The 16894-nt window shown below is 51.3% G+C and carries 15 protein-coding genes and 3 pseudogenes; 16 read left to right on the forward strand and 2 right to left on the reverse strand.

The genetic code is table 11. The features are described 5' to 3' along the window. Nucleotides 1-233 precede the first annotated feature (233 nt). Nucleotides 234-1193, forward strand: coding sequence for a 23S rRNA pseudouridine(955/2504/2580) synthase RluC (gene rluC, locus BHE85_RS24915; protein ID WP_000846351.1), 960 nt, complete (start codon nt 234-236; stop codon nt 1191-1193). Between the two features lie 109 nt (nt 1194-1302). Here rluC and yceF read toward each other — a convergent pair whose 3' ends face one another. Beyond that, nucleotides 1303-1887: a 7-methyl-GTP pyrophosphatase gene (yceF, locus tag BHE85_RS24920; RefSeq protein ID WP_001125200.1), complete on the reverse strand. Its 585-nt coding sequence runs from the start codon at nt 1885-1887 to the stop codon at nt 1303-1305. Nucleotides 1888-2085: 198 nt separating this feature from the next. On the opposite strand from yceF, the gene yceD reads away from it, so the two are divergent. From yceD to ptsG, 14 genes and pseudogenes are all read left to right on the forward strand, one after another. Further along, nucleotides 2086-2607 carry a 23S rRNA accumulation protein YceD gene (gene yceD, locus BHE85_RS24925; RefSeq protein ID WP_001174482.1) on the forward strand — a complete coding sequence of 174 codons (522 nt, stop codon included), beginning with the start codon at nt 2086-2088 and terminating at the stop codon, nt 2605-2607. 51 nt (nt 2608-2658) lie between these two features. Continuing rightward, entirely contained in the window at nt 2659-2832 is a 174-nt protein-coding gene (rpmF, locus tag BHE85_RS24930) for a 50S ribosomal protein L32 (RefSeq protein WP_000290727.1), read from the forward strand. 80 nt (nt 2833-2912) lie between these two features. Next, nucleotides 2913-3982, forward strand: a pseudogene (gene plsX / locus BHE85_RS24935) (phosphate acyltransferase PlsX). Nucleotides 3983-4049: 67 nt separating this feature from the next. Beyond that, the gene (fabH, locus tag BHE85_RS24940) at nt 4050-5003 is read left to right on the forward strand and encodes a beta-ketoacyl-ACP synthase III (protein ID WP_000288143.1); all 954 of its coding nucleotides are present in this window, start codon (nt 4050-4052) and stop codon (nt 5001-5003) included. Nucleotides 5004-5018: 15 nt separating this feature from the next. Further along, on the forward strand, nt 5019-5948 hold the full coding sequence (gene fabD, locus BHE85_RS24945; RefSeq protein WP_000191372.1) for an ACP S-malonyltransferase: 930 nt from the start codon (nt 5019-5021) through the stop codon (nt 5946-5948). Between the two features lie 12 nt (nt 5949-5960). Beyond that, nucleotides 5961-6695, forward strand: a complete 735-nt coding sequence (gene fabG / locus BHE85_RS24950) for a 3-oxoacyl-ACP reductase FabG (RefSeq protein ID WP_001008535.1) — start codon at nt 5961-5963, stop codon at nt 6693-6695. A gap of 210 nt (nt 6696-6905) precedes the next feature. Then, nucleotides 6906-7142, forward strand: a complete 237-nt coding sequence (acpP, locus tag BHE85_RS24955) for an acyl carrier protein (protein WP_000103754.1) — start codon at nt 6906-6908, stop codon at nt 7140-7142. An 87-nt stretch (nt 7143-7229) separates the two neighbouring features. Next, nucleotides 7230-8471 (forward strand): beta-ketoacyl-ACP synthase II, encoded by a 1242-nt coding sequence (gene fabF / locus BHE85_RS24960; protein WP_000044676.1) that lies wholly within the window; start codon nt 7230-7232, stop codon nt 8469-8471. A gap of 119 nt (nt 8472-8590) precedes the next feature. Beyond that, nucleotides 8591-9400 carry an aminodeoxychorismate lyase gene (gene pabC, locus BHE85_RS24965; RefSeq protein WP_000478674.1) on the forward strand — a complete coding sequence of 270 codons (810 nt, stop codon included), beginning with the start codon at nt 8591-8593 and terminating at the stop codon, nt 9398-9400. Nucleotides 9401-9402: 2 nt separating this feature from the next. Continuing rightward, nucleotides 9403-10424 (forward strand): annotated as a pseudogene (yceG, locus tag BHE85_RS24970) (cell division protein YceG). Next, the gene (gene tmk, locus BHE85_RS24975) at nt 10414-11055 is read left to right on the forward strand and encodes a dTMP kinase (protein ID WP_001257000.1); all 642 of its coding nucleotides are present in this window, start codon (nt 10414-10416) and stop codon (nt 11053-11055) included. The pseudogene yceG and the gene tmk overlap by 11 nt, the downstream one beginning before the upstream one ends. After that, nucleotides 11052-12056 (forward strand): DNA polymerase III subunit delta', encoded by a 1005-nt coding sequence (gene holB / locus BHE85_RS24980; RefSeq protein WP_001267952.1) that lies wholly within the window; start codon nt 11052-11054, stop codon nt 12054-12056. The genes tmk and holB overlap by 4 nt, the downstream gene beginning before the upstream one ends. Nucleotides 12057-12066: 10 nt before the next feature. Then, nucleotides 12067-12864, forward strand: a complete 798-nt coding sequence (locus tag BHE85_RS24985) for a metal-dependent hydrolase (RefSeq protein WP_000480245.1) — start codon at nt 12067-12069, stop codon at nt 12862-12864. A gap of 294 nt (nt 12865-13158) precedes the next feature. After that, nucleotides 13159-14592 carry a PTS glucose transporter subunit IIBC gene (gene ptsG, locus BHE85_RS24990; protein WP_000475712.1) on the forward strand — a complete coding sequence of 478 codons (1434 nt, stop codon included), beginning with the start codon at nt 13159-13161 and terminating at the stop codon, nt 14590-14592. A gap of 59 nt (nt 14593-14651) precedes the next feature. On the opposite strand, the pseudogene fhuE reads toward ptsG, so the two are convergent. Next, nucleotides 14652-16673 (reverse strand): annotated as a pseudogene (gene fhuE, locus BHE85_RS24995) (ferric-rhodotorulic acid/ferric-coprogen receptor FhuE); the annotation flags it as partial. A 56-nt stretch (nt 16674-16729) separates the two neighbouring features. On the opposite strand from fhuE, the gene BHE85_RS25000 reads away from it, so the two are divergent. After that, nucleotides 16730-16894, forward strand: a 165-nt coding sequence (locus tag BHE85_RS25000) for an IS1 family transposase (RefSeq protein ID WP_047664789.1), incomplete at its 3' end; no start/stop codon positions are given.

Raw genomic sequence — 16894 nt, forward strand, 5'->3', positions numbered from 1 at the left:
GATGCCGGAAATCTGCGAGGCTCCACACCTGCCAGTTTCACCCTTTTAACCATCATACTGCTCCGTGTTTAATTGTGTGGGATGCGTTCATTACATTTTTCACTTCTTGCTGGTGATTGGTTTAATAACCATCAATAAAGTGATCACGTAGTGAAGTAATAAGGTGTAAAACTAAATATAAGCATAGAAAAATGAGTGGCGCGAATCCTGTTGGCTAATTAGAATCGCCCACCATGAAAACAGAGACTCCATCCGTAAAAATTGTTGCTATCACCGCTGACGAAGCGGGGCAACGTATCGACAACTTTTTGCGTACCCAATTGAAAGGCGTACCAAAAAGTATGATTTACCGTATTTTGCGTAAAGGCGAAGTGCGGGTGAACAAAAAACGTATTAAGCCTGAATATAAACTCGAAGCGGGTGATGAGGTGCGTATCCCACCGGTTCGCGTTGCTGAGCGGGAAGAAGAGGCGGTTTCGCCACATCTGCAAAAGGTGGCGGCGCTGGCGGACGTCATCTTATATGAAGATGATCATATCCTGGTGCTGAATAAACCTTCCGGTACGGCGGTACATGGCGGCAGTGGTTTAAGCTTCGGCGTTATCGAAGGTTTGCGGGCGTTGCGCCCGGAAGCGCGGTTCCTTGAACTGGTTCATCGTCTCGACCGGGACACTTCAGGTGTGTTGCTGGTAGCGAAAAAACGCTCGGCGTTGCGTTCTCTGCATGAGCAATTACGTGAAAAAGGAATGCAAAAAGATTACCTGGCGCTGGTGCGCAGTCAGTGGCAGTCGCATGTGAAGAGCGTTCAAGCGCCGTTATTGAAAAATATTCTGCAAAGCGGCGAACGTATCGTGCGTGTCAGTCAGGAAGGCAAACCGTCGGAAACACGCTTTAAAGTGGAAGAACGCTATGCATTTGCCACCCTGGTGCGTTGTAGCCCGGTAACCGGACGTACTCATCAGATCCGTGTGCATACACAGTATGCGGGTCATCCGATTGCCTTTGACGATCGCTACGGTGACCGTGAATTTGACAGACAGCTCACTGAAGCAGGCACGGGATTAAATCGTCTGTTCCTGCACGCCGCAGCGTTGAAGTTTACCCATCCGGGGACCGGTGAGGTGATGCGTATCGAAGCGCCGATGGATGAAGGTTTGAAGCGTTGTTTGCAAAAGCTGCGTAACGCGCGCTAATACAAGCATATAAGCCTGATAATGGGCGGTTGCCTGATAAGGCGTTTACGCCGCATCAGGCCGCCTGCACCGATTGCCGATGCGACGTAACCGCATCCGGCGCAAACAACTATCCCATCAGCGGGTTTTTCCCTTCCCGACGTAACATCTGACACAGCGCGATTAGCGGTAAACCAACCAGCGTGTTAGGGTCACGTCCCTCTAAACGCTCAAACAGCGTAATGCCAAATCCTTCACTCTTAAAGCTACCCGCGCAGTGCAGGGGATGCTCCTTACGCACGTAATTATCAATCTCCGCCTCGCACAGGTGACGGAAATGGACGTCAAAAGGCTCCACTTCTGTTTGTAGATGCCCATTCGCCGAATTAAACAACGCCAGTCCAGTATAGAAGGTGACGATATTGCCGCTGGCTTTGCGTAATTGCAGACGGGCATTTTCTTCCGTTAACGGTTTACCGGTGATTTCGCCATCAAGAACACATACCTGGTCTGAACCAATAATTAAATGATCCGGATAACGTGACGCCAGAGATTGCGCTTTTTCTTGTGCCAGTCGAAGCACCAACTGTCGCGGTGATTCGTCGCTGCGTGGGGTTTCGTCGACCTCTGGTGCTGCACATTCAAAAGAGATTTGCAGTTTTTCCAGAAGAGCGCGACGCCATGGCGAGGTGGAGGCTAAAATAAGTTTAGGCATATTTTTTTCCATCAGATATAGCGTATTGATGATAGCCATTTTAAACTATGCGCTTCGTTTTGCAGGTTGATGTTCGTTATCAGCACTGAACGAAAATAAAGCAGTAACCCGCAATGTGTGCGAATTATTGGCAAAAGGCAACCACAGGCTGCCTTTTTCTTTGACTCTATGACGTTACAAAGTTAATATGCGCGCCCTATGCAAAAGGTAAAATTACCCCTGACTCTCGATCCGGTTCGTACGGCTCAAAAACGCCTTGATTACCAGGGTATCTATACCCCTGATCAGGTTGAGCGCGTCGCCGAATCCGTAGTCAGTGTGGACAGTGATGTGGAATGCTCCATGTCGTTCGCTATCGATAACCAACGTCTCGCAGTGTTAAACGGCGATGCGAAGGTGACGGTAACGCTCGAGTGTCAGCGTTGCGGGAAGCCGTTTACTCATCAGGTCTACACAACGTATTGTTTTAGTCCTGTGCGTTCAGACGAACAGGCTGAAGCACTGCCGGAAGCGTATGAACCGATTGAGGTTAACGAATTCGGTGAAATCGATCTGCTTGCAATGGTTGAAGATGAAATCATCCTCGCCTTGCCGGTAGTTCCGGTGCATGATTCTGAACACTGTGAAGTGTCCGAAGCGGACATGGTCTTTGGTGAACTGCCTGAAGAAGTGCAAAAGCCAAACCCATTTGCCGTATTAGCCAGCTTAAAGCGTAAGTAATTGGTGCTCCCCGTTGGATCGGGGATAAACCGTAATTGAGGAGTAAGGTCCATGGCCGTACAACAGAATAAACCAACCCGTTCCAAACGTGGCATGCGTCGTTCCCATGACGCGCTGACCGCAGTCACCAGCCTGTCTGTAGACAAAACTTCTGGTGAAAAACACCTGCGTCACCATATCACTGCCGACGGTTACTACCGCGGCCGCAAGGTCATCGCTAAGTAATCACGCGTCTGCGTGATGAAGCTTAGTGAGGATTTTCCCCAGGCAACTGGGGAAAGACCAAACCGGGCGGCGACGATACCTTGACACGTCTAACCCTGGCGTTAGATGTCATGGGAGGGGATTTTGGCCCTTCCGTGACAGTGCCTGCAGCATTGCAGGCACTGAATTCTAATTCGCAACTCACTCTTCTTTTAGTCGGCAATCCCGACGCCATCACGCCATTACTTGCTAAAGCTGACTTTGAACAACGTTCGCGTCTGCAGATTATTCCTGCGCAGTCAGTTATCGCCAGTGATGCCCGGCCTTCGCAAGCTATCCGCGCTAGTCGTGGGAGTTCAATGCGTATGGCCCTGGAGCTGGTGAAAGAAGGTCGAGCGCAAGCCTGTGTCAGTGCCGGTAATACCGGGGCACTGATGGGGCTGGCAAAATTATTACTCAGGCCCCTGGAGGGGATTGAGCGTCCGGCGCTGGTGACGGTATTACCACATCAGCAAAAGGGCAAAACGGTGGTCCTCGATTTAGGGGCCAACGTCGATTGTGACAGCACAATGTTGGTGCAATTTGCCATTATGGGCTCAGTTCTGGCTGAAGAGGTGGTGGAAATTCCCAATCCTCGCGTGGCGTTGCTCAATATTGGTGAAGAAGAAGTAAAGGGTCTCGACAGTATTCGGGATGCCTCAGCGGTGCTTAAAACAATCCCTTCTATCAATTATATCGGCTATCTTGAAGCCAATGAGTTGTTAACTGGCAAGACAGATGTGCTGGTTTGTGACGGCTTTACAGGAAATGTCACGTTAAAGACGATGGAAGGTGTTGTCAGGATGTTCCTTTCTCTGCTGAAATCTCAGGGTGAAGGGAAAAAACGTCGTGGTGGCTACTGTTATTAAAGCGTTGGCTACAAAAGAGCCTGACGAGGCGATTCAGTCACCTCAACCCCGACCAGTATAACGGCGCCTGTCTGTTAGGATTGCGCGGCACGGTGATAAAAAGTCATGGTGCAGCCAATCAGCGAGCTTTTGCGGTCGCGATTGAACAGGCAGTGCAGGCGGTGCAGCGACAAGTTCCTCAGCGAATTGCCGCTCGCCTGGAATCTGTATACCCAGCTGGTTTTGAGCTGCTGGACGGTGGCAAAAGCGGAACTCTGCGGTAGCAGGACGCTGCCAGCGAACTCGCAGTTTGCAAGTGACGGTATATAACCGAAAAGTGACTGAGCGTACATGTATACGAAGATTATTGGTACTGGCAGCTATCTGCCCGAACAAGTGCGGACAAACGCCGATTTGGAAAAAATGGTGGACACCTCTGACGAGTGGATTGTCACTCGTACCGGTATCCGCGAACGCCACATTGCCGCGCCAAACGAAACCGTTTCAACCATGGGCTTTGAAGCGGCGACACGCGCAATTGAGATGGCGGGCATTGAGAAAGACCAGATTGGCCTGATCGTTGTGGCAACGACTTCTGCTACGCACGCTTTCCCGAGCGCAGCTTGTCAGATTCAAAGCATGTTGGGCATTAAAGGTTGCCCGGCATTTGACGTTGCAGCAGCCTGCGCAGGTTTCACCTATGCATTAAGCGTAGCCAATCAATACGTGAAATCTGGGGCGGTGAAGTATGCTCTGGTCGTCGGTTCCGATGTACTGGCGCGCACCTGCGATCCAACAGATCGTGGGACTATTATTATTTTTGGCGATGGCGCGGGCGCTGCGGTGCTGGCTGCTTCTGAAGAGCCGGGAATCATCTCCACCCATCTGCATGCCGACGGTAGTTATGGTGAATTGCTGACGCTGCCAAACGCCGACCGCGTGAATCCAGAGAATTCAATTCATCTGACGATGGCGGGCAACGAAGTCTTCAAGGTTGCGGTAACGGAACTGGCGCACATCGTTGATGAGACGCTGGCGGCGAATAATCTTGACCGTTCTCAACTGGACTGGCTGGTTCCGCATCAGGCTAACCTGCGTATTATCAGTGCAACGGCGAAAAAACTCGGTATGTCTATGGACAATGTCGTGGTGACGTTGGATCGCCACGGTAATACCTCTGCGGCCTCTGTCCCGTGCGCGCTGGATGAAGCTGTACGCGACGGGCGCATTAAGCCGGGGCAGTTGGTTCTGCTTGAAGCCTTTGGCGGTGGATTCACCTGGGGCTCCGCGCTGGTTCGTTTCTAGGATAAGGATTAAAACATGACGCAATTTGCATTTGTGTTCCCTGGACAGGGTTCTCAAACCGTTGGAATGCTGGCTGATATGGCGGCGAGCTATCCAATTGTCGAAGAAACGTTTGCTGAAGCTTCTGCGGCGCTGGGCTACGACCTGTGGGCGCTGACCCAGCAGGGGCCAGCTGAAGAACTGAATAAAACCTGGCAAACCCAGCCAGCGCTGTTGACTGCATCTGTTGCGCTGTATCGCGTATGGCAGCAGCAGGGCGGTAAAGCACCGGCAATGATGGCCGGTCACAGCCTGGGGGAATACTCCGCGTTGGTTTGCGCTGGCGTGATTGATTTCGCTGATGCGGTGCGTCTGGTTGAGATGCGCGGCAAGTTCATGCAAGAAGCCGTACCAGAAGGCACGGGCGCTATGGCGGCAATCATCGGTCTGGATGATGCGTCTATTGCGAAAGCGTGTGAAGAAGCTGCAGAAGGTCAGGTCGTTTCTCCGGTAAACTTTAACTCTCCGGGACAGGTGGTTATTGCCGGTCATAAAGAGGCGGTTGAGCGTGCTGGCGCTGCCTGTAAAGCTGCGGGCGCAAAACGCGCGCTGCCGTTACCAGTGAGCGTACCGTCTCACTGTGCGCTGATGAAACCAGCAGCCGACAAACTGGCAGTAGAATTAGCGAAAATCACCTTTAACGCACCAACAGTTCCTGTTGTGAATAACGTTGATGTGAAATGCGAAACCAATGGTGATGCCATTCGTGACGCACTGGTACGTCAGTTGTATAACCCGGTTCAGTGGACGAAGTCTGTTGAGTACATGGCAGCGCAAGGCGTAGAACATCTCTATGAAGTCGGCCCGGGCAAAGTGCTAACTGGCCTGACGAAACGCATTGTCGACACCCTGACCGCCTCGGCGCTGAACGAACCTTCAGCGATGGCAGCGGCGCTCGAGCTTTAAAAGAGGAAAATCATGAATTTTGAAGGAAAAATCGCACTGGTAACCGGTGCAAGCCGCGGAATTGGCCGCGCAATTGCTGAAACGCTCGCAGCCCGTGGCGCGAAAGTTATTGGCACTGCGACCAGTGAAAATGGCGCTCAGGCGATCAGTGATTATTTAGGTGCTAACGGCAAAGGTCTGATGTTGAATGTGACCGACCCGGCATCTATCGAATCTGTTCTGGAAAAAATTCGCGCAGAATTTGGTGAAGTGGATATCCTGGTCAATAATGCCGGTATCACTCGTGATAACCTGTTAATGCGAATGAAAGATGAAGAGTGGAACGATATTATCGAAACCAACCTTTCATCTGTTTTCCGTCTGTCAAAAGCGGTAATGCGCGCTATGATGAAAAAGCGTCATGGTCGTATTATCACTATCGGTTCTGTGGTTGGTACCATGGGAAATGGCGGTCAGGCCAACTACGCTGCGGCGAAAGCGGGCTTGATCGGCTTCAGTAAATCACTGGCGCGCGAAGTTGCGTCACGCGGTATTACTGTAAACGTTGTTGCTCCGGGCTTTATTGAAACGGACATGACACGTGCGCTGAGCGATGACCAGCGTGCGGGTATCCTGGCGCAGGTTCCTGCGGGTCGCCTCGGCGGCGCACAGGAAATCGCCAACGCGGTTGCATTCCTGGCATCCGACGAAGCAGCTTACATCACGGGTGAAACTTTGCATGTGAACGGCGGGATGTACATGGTCTGACCGCGATTTGCACAAAATGCTCATGTTGCGCGCAGTCTGCGTGGTTATGAGTAATAATTAGTGCAAAATGATTTGCGTTATTGGGGGGTAAGGCCTCAAAATAACGTAAAATCGTGGTAAGACCTGCCGGGATTTAGTTGCAAATTTTTCAACATTTTATACACTACGAAAACCATCGCGAAAGCGAGTTTTGATAGGAAATTTAAGAGTATGAGCACTATCGAAGAACGCGTTAAGAAAATTATCGGCGAACAGCTGGGCGTTAAGCAGGAAGAAGTTACCAACAATGCTTCTTTCGTTGAAGACCTGGGCGCGGATTCTCTTGACACCGTTGAGCTGGTAATGGCTCTGGAAGAAGAGTTTGATACTGAGATTCCGGACGAAGAAGCTGAGAAAATCACCACCGTTCAGGCTGCCATTGATTACATCAACGGCCACCAGGCGTAAGTGAACATCTCCAGGCGGTCGTTCGACCGCCTGAGTTTTATCTTTTTGTCCCACTAGAATCATTTTTTCCCTCCCTGGAGGACAAACGTGTCTAAGCGTCGTGTAGTTGTGACCGGACTGGGCATGTTGTCTCCTGTCGGCAATACCGTAGAGTCTACCTGGAAAGCTCTGCTTGCCGGTCAGAGTGGCATCAGCCTAATCGACCATTTCGATACTAGCGCCTATGCAACGAAATTTGCTGGCTTAGTAAAGGATTTTAACTGTGAGGACATTATCTCGCGCAAAGAACAGCGCAAGATGGATGCCTTCATTCAATATGGAATTGTCGCTGGCGTTCAGGCCATGCAGGATTCTGGCCTTGAAATAACGGAAGAGAACGCAACCCGCATTGGTGCCGCAATTGGCTCCGGGATTGGCGGCCTCGGACTGATCGAAGAAAACCACACATCTCTGATGAACGGTGGTCCACGTAAGATCAGCCCATTCTTCGTTCCGTCAACGATTGTGAACATGGTGGCAGGTCATCTGACTATCATGTATGGCCTGCGTGGCCCAAGCATCTCTATCGCGACCGCCTGTACTTCCGGCGTGCACAACATTGGTCATGCTGCGCGTATTATCGCGTATGGCGATGCTGACGTGATGGTTGCAGGTGGCGCAGAGAAAGCCAGTACGCCGCTGGGCGTTGGTGGTTTTGGCGCGGCACGTGCATTATCTACCCGCAATGATAACCCGCAAGCGGCGAGCCGCCCGTGGGATAAAGAGCGTGATGGCTTCGTACTGGGCGATGGTGCCGGTATGCTGGTACTAGAAGAGTACGAACACGCGAAAAAACGCGGTGCGAAAATTTACGCTGAACTCGTCGGCTTTGGTATGAGCAGCGATGCTTATCATATGACGTCACCGCCAGAAAATGGCGCAGGCGCAGCTCTGGCAATGGCAAATGCTCTGCGTGATGCAGGCATTGAAGCGAGTCAGATTGGCTACGTTAACGCGCACGGTACTTCTACGCCGGCTGGCGATAAAGCTGAAGCGCAGGCGGTGAAAGCCATCTTCGGTGAAGCTGCAAGCCGTGTGTTGGTAAGCTCCACGAAATCTATGACCGGTCACCTGTTAGGTGCGGCGGGGGCAGTAGAGTCTATCTACTCCATCCTGGCGCTGCGCGATCAGGCTGTTCCGCCAACCATCAACCTGGATAACCTGGATGAAGGTTGCGATCTGGATTTCGTACCGCATGAAGCACGTCAGGTCAGCGGAATGGAATACACGCTGTGTAACTCCTTCGGCTTCGGTGGCACTAATGGTTCTTTGATCTTTAAAAAGATCTAAGTTGTCATTTCCCACCCATATAAAAGGTCCGCTTGCGGGCCTTTTTTCTTAGCTTTTATTCCGACTTGTTCCGTAGTGAGCATGCTGCCACACTAACAATTCTCTGATAAGGAGCCGGTATGTTCTTAATTAACGGTCATAAGCAGGAATCGCTGGCAGTAAGCGATCGGGCAACGCAGTTTGGTGATGGTTGTTTTACCACCGCCAGAGTTATCGACGGTAAAGTCAGTTTGTTATCGGCGCATATCCAGCGACTACAGGATGCTTGTCAGCGGTTGATGATTTTCTGTGACTTCTGGCCTCAGCTTGAACAAGAGATGAAAACGCTGGCAGCAGAACAGCAAAATGGTGTGCTGAAAGTCGTGATCAGTCGCGGTAGTGGCGGGCGAGGGTACAGCACATTGAACAGTGGACCGGCAACGCGGATTCTCTCCGTTACGGTTTATCCTGCACATTACGACCGTTTGCGTAACGAAGGGATGACGTTGGCGCTAAGCCCGGTGCGGCTGGGGCGCAATCCCCATCTTGCAGGTATTAAACATCTTAATCGGCTTGAGCAAGTATTGATCCGCTCTCATCTTGAGCAGACAAACGCTGATGAGGCGCTGGTCCTTGACAGCGAAGGGTGGGTTACGGAATGCTGTGCGGCTAATTTGTTCTGGCGGAAGGGCAATGTAGTTTATACGCCGCGACTGGATCAGGCAGGTGTTAACGGCATTATGCGACAATTCTGTATCCGTTTGCTGGCACAATCCTCTTATCAGCTTGTCGAAGTGCAAGCCTCTCTGGAAGAGGCGTTGCAGGCAGATGAGATGGTTATTTGTAATGCGTTAATGCCAGTGATGCCCGTACGTGCCTGTGGCGATGTCTCCTTTTCGTCAGCAACGTTATATGAATATTTAGCCCCACTTTGTGAGCGCCCGAATTAGTCATGAAAAAAGTGTTATTGATTATCTTGTTATTGCTGGTGGTACTGGGTATCGCCGCTGGTGTGGGCGTCTGGAAGGTTCGCCATCTTGCCGACAGCAAATTGCTTATCAAAGAAGAGACGATATTTACCCTGAAGCCAGGGACCGGACGTCTGGCGCTTGGTGAACAGCTTTATGCCGATAAGATCATCAATCGCCCACGGGTTTTTCAATGGTTGCTGCGTATCGAACCGGATCTTTCTCACTTTAAAGCCGGGACTACCGCTTTACACCGCAGATGACCGTGCGCGAGATGCTGAAATTGCTGGAAAGCGGTAAAGAAGCACAGTTCCCGCTGCGACTGGTAGAAGGGATGCGTCTGAGCGACTACCTCAAGCAATTGCGTGAGGCTCCGTATATCAAGCACACGCTGAGTGACGATAAGTACGCCACCGTAGCGCAGGCACTTGAACTGGAAAACCCGGAGTGGATTGAAGGTTGGTTCTGGCCAGACACCTGGATGTATACCGCCAATACCACCGATGTCGCGTTACTCAAGCGAGCGCACAAGAAAATGGTGAAAGCGGTCGATAGCGCCTGGGAAGGGCGTGCGGACGGTCTGCCTTATAAAGATAAAAACCAGCTGGTGACGATGGCATCAATTATCGAAAAAGAAACCGCCGTTGCCAGTGAACGCGATCAGGTTGCCTCGGTATTTATCAACCGTTTACGCATTGGTATGCGCCTGCAGACCGACCCAACCGTGATTTACGGGATGGGAGAGCGTTATAATGGCAAACTTTCTCGTGCAGACCTGGAAACGCCGACAGCGTATAACACCTATACCATTACCGGTTTGCCGCCAGGTGCGATAGCTACGCCGGGGGCGGATTCGCTGAAGGCTGCTGCGCATCCGGCAAAAACGCCGTATCTCTATTTTGTGGCCGATGGTAAAGGTGGTCACACGTTTAATACCAATCTTGCCAGCCATAACAAGTCTGTGCAGGATTATCTGAAAGTGCTTAAGGAAAAAAATGCGCAGTAAGTATATCGTCATTGAGGGGCTGGAAGGCGCAGGCAAAACTACCGCGCGTAATGTGGTGGTTGAGACGCTTGAGCAACTGGGTATCCGCGACATGGTTTTCACTCGGGAACCTGGCGGTACGCAACTTGCCGAAAAGTTAAGAAGCCTGGTGCTGGATATCAAATCGGTAGGCGATGAAGTCATTACCGATAAAGCCGAAGTTCTGATGTTTTATGCCGCGCGCGTTCAACTGGTAGAAACGGTCATCAAACCAGCTCTGGCTAACGGCACCTGGGTGATTGGCGATCGCCACGATCTCTCCACTCAGGCGTATCAGGGCGGAGGACGTGGTATTGACCAACATATGCTGGCAACACTGCGTGATGCTGTTCTCGGGGATTTTCGCCCTGACTTAACGCTCTATCTCGATGTTACCCCGGAAGTTGGCTTAAAACGCGCGCGTGCGCGCGGCGAGCTGGATCGTATTGAGCAAGAGTCTTTCGATTTCTTTAATCGCACCCGCGCCCGCTATCTGGAACTGGCTGCACAAGATAAAAGTATTCATACCATTGATGCCACCCAGCCGCTGGAGGCCGTGATGGATGCAATCCGTACTACCGTGACCCACTGGGTGAAGGAGTTGGACGCATGAGATGGTATCCATGGTTACGACCTGATTTCGAAAAACTGGTAGCCAGCTATCAGGCCGGAAGAGGTCACCATGCGCTACTCATTCAGGCGTTACCGGGCATGGGCGATGATGCTTTAATCTACGCCCTGAGCCGTTATTTACTCTGCCAACAACCGCAGGGCCACAAAAGTTGCGGTCACTGTCGTGGATGTCAGTTGATGCAGGCTGGCACGCATCCCGATTACTACACCCTGGCTCCCGAAAAAGGGAAAAATACGCTGGGCATTGATGCGGTACGTGAGGTCACCGAAAAGCTGAATGAGCACGCACGCCTAGGTGGTGCGAAAGTTGTCTGGGTAACCGATGCTGCCTTACTGACCGACGCCGCGGCTAACGCATTGCTGAAAACGCTTGAAGAGCCACCAGCAGAAACCTGGTTTTTCCTGGCTACCCGCGAGCCTGAACGTTTACTGGCAACATTACGTAGTCGTTGTCGGTTACATTACCTTGCGCCGCCGCCGGAACAGTACACCGTGACCTGGCTTTCACGCGAAGTGACAATGTCACAGGATGCATTACTTGCCGCATTGCGCTTAAGTGCCGGTTCGCCTAGCGCGGCACTGGCGTTGTTTCAGGGAGATAACTGGCAGGCTCGTGAAACATTGTGTCAGGCGTTGGCATATAGCGTACCATCGGGCGACTGGTATTCGCTGCTGGCGGCCCTTAATCATGAACAAGCTCCGGCGCGTTTACACTGGCTGGCAACGTTGCTGATGGATGCGCTAAAACGCCATCATGGCGCTGCACAGGTGACCAATGTTGATGTGCCGGGCCTGGTCGCCGAACTGGCAAACCATCTTTCTCCCTCGCGCCTGCAGGCTATACTGGGGGATGTTTGCCACATTCGTGAACAGTTAATGTCTGTCACAGGCATCAACCGCGAGCTTCTCATCACCGATCTTTTACTGCGTATTGAGCATTACCTGCAACCGGGCGTTGTGCTACCGGTTCCTCATCTTTAAGAGAGACATCATGTTTTTAGTCGACTCACACTGCCATCTCGATGGTCTGGATTATGAATCTTTGCATAAGGACGTGGATGACGTTCTGGCGAAAGCCGCCGCACGCGATGTGAAATTTTGTCTGGCAGTCGCCACAACATTACCGGGTTATTTACATATGCGGGATCTGGTAGGCGAACGTGACAACGTCGTATTTTCTTGTGGCGTGCATCCACTCAACCAGAATGATCCCTACGATGTAGAAGATTTACGCCGTCTGGCGGCAGAAGAGGGTGTTGTAGCGCTGGGTGAAACCGGGCTGGATTATTATTACACACCGGAAACTAAAGTACGTCAGCAAGAGTCCTTCATCCATCATATCCAGATTGGTCGTGAACTGAACAAGCCGGTTATCGTCCATACCCGTGACGCCCGTGCCGATACGCTGGCAATTCTGCGCGAAGAAAAAGTGACGGATTGCGGTGGCGTACTACACTGTTTTACAGAGGACAGAGAAACGGCGGGTAAATTACTGGATCTCGGATTTTACATCTCCTTTTCCGGCATTGTGACCTTCCGTAATGCGGAGCAACTGCGCGATGCTGCGCGTTATGTCCCCCTGGATCGATTACTGGTGGAAACTGACTCACCTTACCTTGCGCCGGTACCGCATCGAGGAAAAGAGAATCAACCTGCGATGGTTCGTGACGTTGCAGAATACATGGCTGTGTTGAAAGGTGTTGCCGTTGAAGAACTGGCGCAGGTAACCACCGATAACTTCGCCCGTCTGTTTCACATCGACGCTTCCCGCCTTCAATCCATCCGTTGAATGAGTTTTTTTAAAGCTCGTAATTAATGGCTAAAACGAGTAAAGTTCACCGCCGAAAATTGGGCGGTGAATAACCGCGTTTGAAATATTGTGACATATGTTTTGTCAAAATGTGCAACTTCTCCAATGATCTGAAGTTGAAACGTGATAGCCGTCAAACAAATTGGCACTGAATTATTTTACTCTGTGTAATAAATAAAGGGCGCTTAGATGCCCTGTACACGGCGAGGCTCTCCCCCCTTGCCACGCGTGAGAACGTAAAAAAAGCACCCATACTCAGGAGCACTCTCAATTATGTTTAAGAATGCATTTGCTAACCTGCAAAAGGTCGGTAAATCGCTGATGCTGCCGGTATCCGTACTACCTATCGCAGGTATTCTGCTGGGCGTCGGTTCCGCGAATTTCAGCTGGCTGCCCGCCGTTGTATCGCATGTTATGGCAGAAGCAGGCGGTTCCGTCTTTGCAAACATGCCACTGATTTTTGCGATCGGTGTCGCCCTCGGCTTTACCAATAACGATGGCGTATCCGCGCTGGCCGCAGTTGTTGCCTATGGCATCATGGTTAAAACCATGGCCGTGGTTGCGCCACTGGTACTGCATTTACCTGCTGAAGAAATCGCCTCTAAACACCTGGCGGATACTGGCGTACTCGGAGGGATTATCTCCGGTGCGATCGCAGCGTACATGTTTAACCGTTTCTACCGTATTAAGCTGCCTGAGTATCTTGGCTTCTTTGCCGGTAAACGCTTTGTGCCGATCATTTCTGGCCTGGCTGCCATCTTTACTGGCGTTGTGCTGTCCTTCATTTGGCCGCCGATTGGTTCTGCAATCCAGACCTTCTCTCAGTGGGCTGCTTACCAGAACCCGGTAGTTGCGTTTGGCATTTACGGTTTCATCGAACGTTGCCTGGTACCGTTTGGTCTGCACCACATCTGGAACGTACCTTTCCAGATGCAGATTGGTGAATACACCAACGCAGCAGGTCAGGTTTTCCACGGCGACATTCCGCGTTATATGGCGGGTGACCCGACTGCGGGTAAACTGTCTGGTGGCTTCCTGTTCAAAATGTACGGTCTGCCAGCTGCCGCAATTGCTATCTGGCACTCTGCTAAACCAGAAAACCGCGCGAAAGTGGGCGGTATTATGATCTCCGCGGCGCTGACCTCGTTCCTGACCGGTATCACCGAGCCGATCGAGTTCTCCTTCATGTTCGTTGCGCCGATCCTGTACATCATCCACGCGATTCTGGCAGGCCTGGCATTCCCAATCTGTATTCTTCTGGGGATGCATGACGGTACGTCGTTCTCGCACGGTCTGATCGACTTTATCGTTCTGTCTGGTAACAGCAGCAAACTGTGGCTGTTCCCGATCGTCGGTATCGGTTATGCGATTGTTTACTACACCATCTTCCGCGTGCTGATTAAAGCACTGGATCTGAAAACGCCGGGTCGTGAAGACGCGACTGAAGATGCAAAAGCAACAGGTACCAGCGAAATGGCACCGGCTCTGGTTGCTGCATTTGGTGGTAAAGAAAACATTACTAACCTCGACGCATGTATTACCCGTCTGCGCGTCAGCGTTGCTGATGTGTCTAAAGTGGATCAGGCTGGCCTGAAGAAACTGGGCGCAGCGGGCGTAGTGGTTGCGGGTTCTGGTGTTCAGGCGATTTTCGGTACTAAATCCGATAACCTGAAAACCGAGATGGATGAGTACATCCGTAACCACTAATCCGTAAGACGTTGGGGAGACTAAGGCAGCCAGATGGCTGCCTTTTTTACAGGTGTTATTCAGAATTGATACGTGCCGGTAATGCTGAAATTACGCGGTGCGCCGTAGACGATAGAACCTTCCATGTTGGTATCGTAGGTTTTGTCGAACAGGTTATTGACGTTCCCCTGTAACGAGAAGTTTTTCGTCACCTGGTAGCGGGTGAAGAGATCCACCAGCGCGTAGCTACCTTGCTCGGCGCGGAAGGTGCCATACGGTGTCACGGTGTCGGTATACACGCGATTTTGCCAGTTCACACCACCGCCGACTGTCAACTCTGGCATGACAGGCAACCGATAGCTGGTGAACATTTTAACCGTGGTGCGTGGCAGATTAGGATTAACGGCGTTTCCTTCGTTATCCTCTGCAATATAGCGCGTTGCGCCAAATGTCAGCTGCCAGTTGTCGGTAATTGCGCCGTTGAGTTCAAATTCCACCCCTTTACTGACTGTCCCATCCACCGCTTTATAGGCGGTTTCGCCGTTGCTGCCGGGGATAGGTGTACCGGTGGACTGAGCGACATTATCCTGCTCAATACGGAAGATGGCTAACGTGGTGGTCAGACGGCTATTCATCCAGCCCGATTTCAGACCCAGCTCGTAGTTGTTACCGGTGATTGGAGCCAGATATTTGCCTGAACTGTCACGATCATTTTGCGGCTGGAAAATAGAGGTATAGCTGGCGTAGGTCGACCAGTTGTCATTGATGTCAAACACCAGACCAGCGTAAGGCGTGGTGTGGTTTTTCTCCATGCTGTAAGTCAGCGTATCAACCCGCCAGTTGGTATAACGTGCGCCGAGGATCAGATGCAGCGGATCGGCAAGGGTGACTCGAGTGGCAGCATATAACGATTTCATATGTGTGGTATCGTCCTGTGCCAGGCTCTGTGGTGACCAGTCGGTTTGTGGGAAATTGCCATTAAAGTTGTAGAAACTGCCAATTTCATCCGGGAAGATGTTGGCCCATGAACTGAAGTAACGATTGTTTTGTTTGCTGTAACTGCCACCAAACATTAGATTGTGCTGACGACCAAACAATTCATAACTACCGTCAGCGAACAAATCCAGCGCATCAACTTTACGTTTGCCACTGTTCCAACCGGTGCCGCCGACATAATCAAAGCCAGGTCCATAATTACTGTATGGCCCAACCAGCATACCATCCGCTTTGTTTACATAGGCATCGACATACATCATTTTGCTGTCAAATTCGACTTCAGAGTGGGTGGCATTCAGTGTCGCTTGCCAGGTATCAGCAAACCGCTGCTTCAGGGTCATAAAGACCTTGTTGATCTCTTTATCGTTGTACGCCCAGTCAGGTGCGGTACTGCGTGCACGATCGTAACTGTTGCTGCTGCCATCAGTATTCCAGCGCGGTAAACCGCCCCAGGTAGGGCTATTAACATCAATGCGCTGATATTCGTAACCGGCTGAAAGCGTCGTAAGATCGCCTAAATCAGCATCGACAATGCCGGAGAAGAAGGTCTTTTCACTGTTGTAGCGGTCCAGCCATGAGTCGTTATTCTGGTAGCCGCCGACAATTCGCGCGCGGATTTTACCGTCTTCGGTGAGTGGGCTTTGTAAATCCGCCACATACCGTTCTTTGTTCCAGCTACCGTATTCCGCCGAGACATCGCCTTTAAATTCACGACTGGTCGCGTGTTTTCGAACCATATCAATTGCCGCAGATGGATTACCCGTCCCGGTCATGAGTCCTGTCGCGCCACGCACTACTTCTACGCGTTCAAACAGTGCCATATCAGAAAGTGCATCGCCCAGATTCCAGCGCGATTCAAAATAGGTGGGGATACCATCAACCATATAGTTATCGATCTGGAATCCGCGGGAATAATAAAGAGCACGATCGGAATCCGCCTGACTTTTGCTGATCTCCAGCGTGTTTTCCATCACTTCGCCCAGCGTTTGTAACTGCTGATCTTCCATCCGCTGCTGGCTAACAATAGTGACCGACTGAGGAATATCACGTTGAGTCATCTGCATTTTGGTACCCGCAGAGGTAGACGTTACGCTGTAATCATTTTCGGGTAATGCTGCCAACTTACTGATTTAGTGTATGATGGTGATTTTAAGGTGCTTGCGTGGCTTCCATTTCCATCAGATGTCCTTCCTGCTCCGCTACTGAAGGCGTGGTGCGTAACGGCAAAAGCACTGCCGGACATCAGCGCTATCTCTGCTCTCATTGCCGTAAAACATGGCAACTACAGTTCACTTACACCGCCTCTCAGCCCGGTACGCACCAGAAA

This window comes from Shigella sp. FC1567 (genome assembly GCF_001743015.1).
Taxonomy (GTDB): Bacteria; Pseudomonadota; Gammaproteobacteria; order Enterobacterales; family Enterobacteriaceae; genus Escherichia; species Escherichia coli.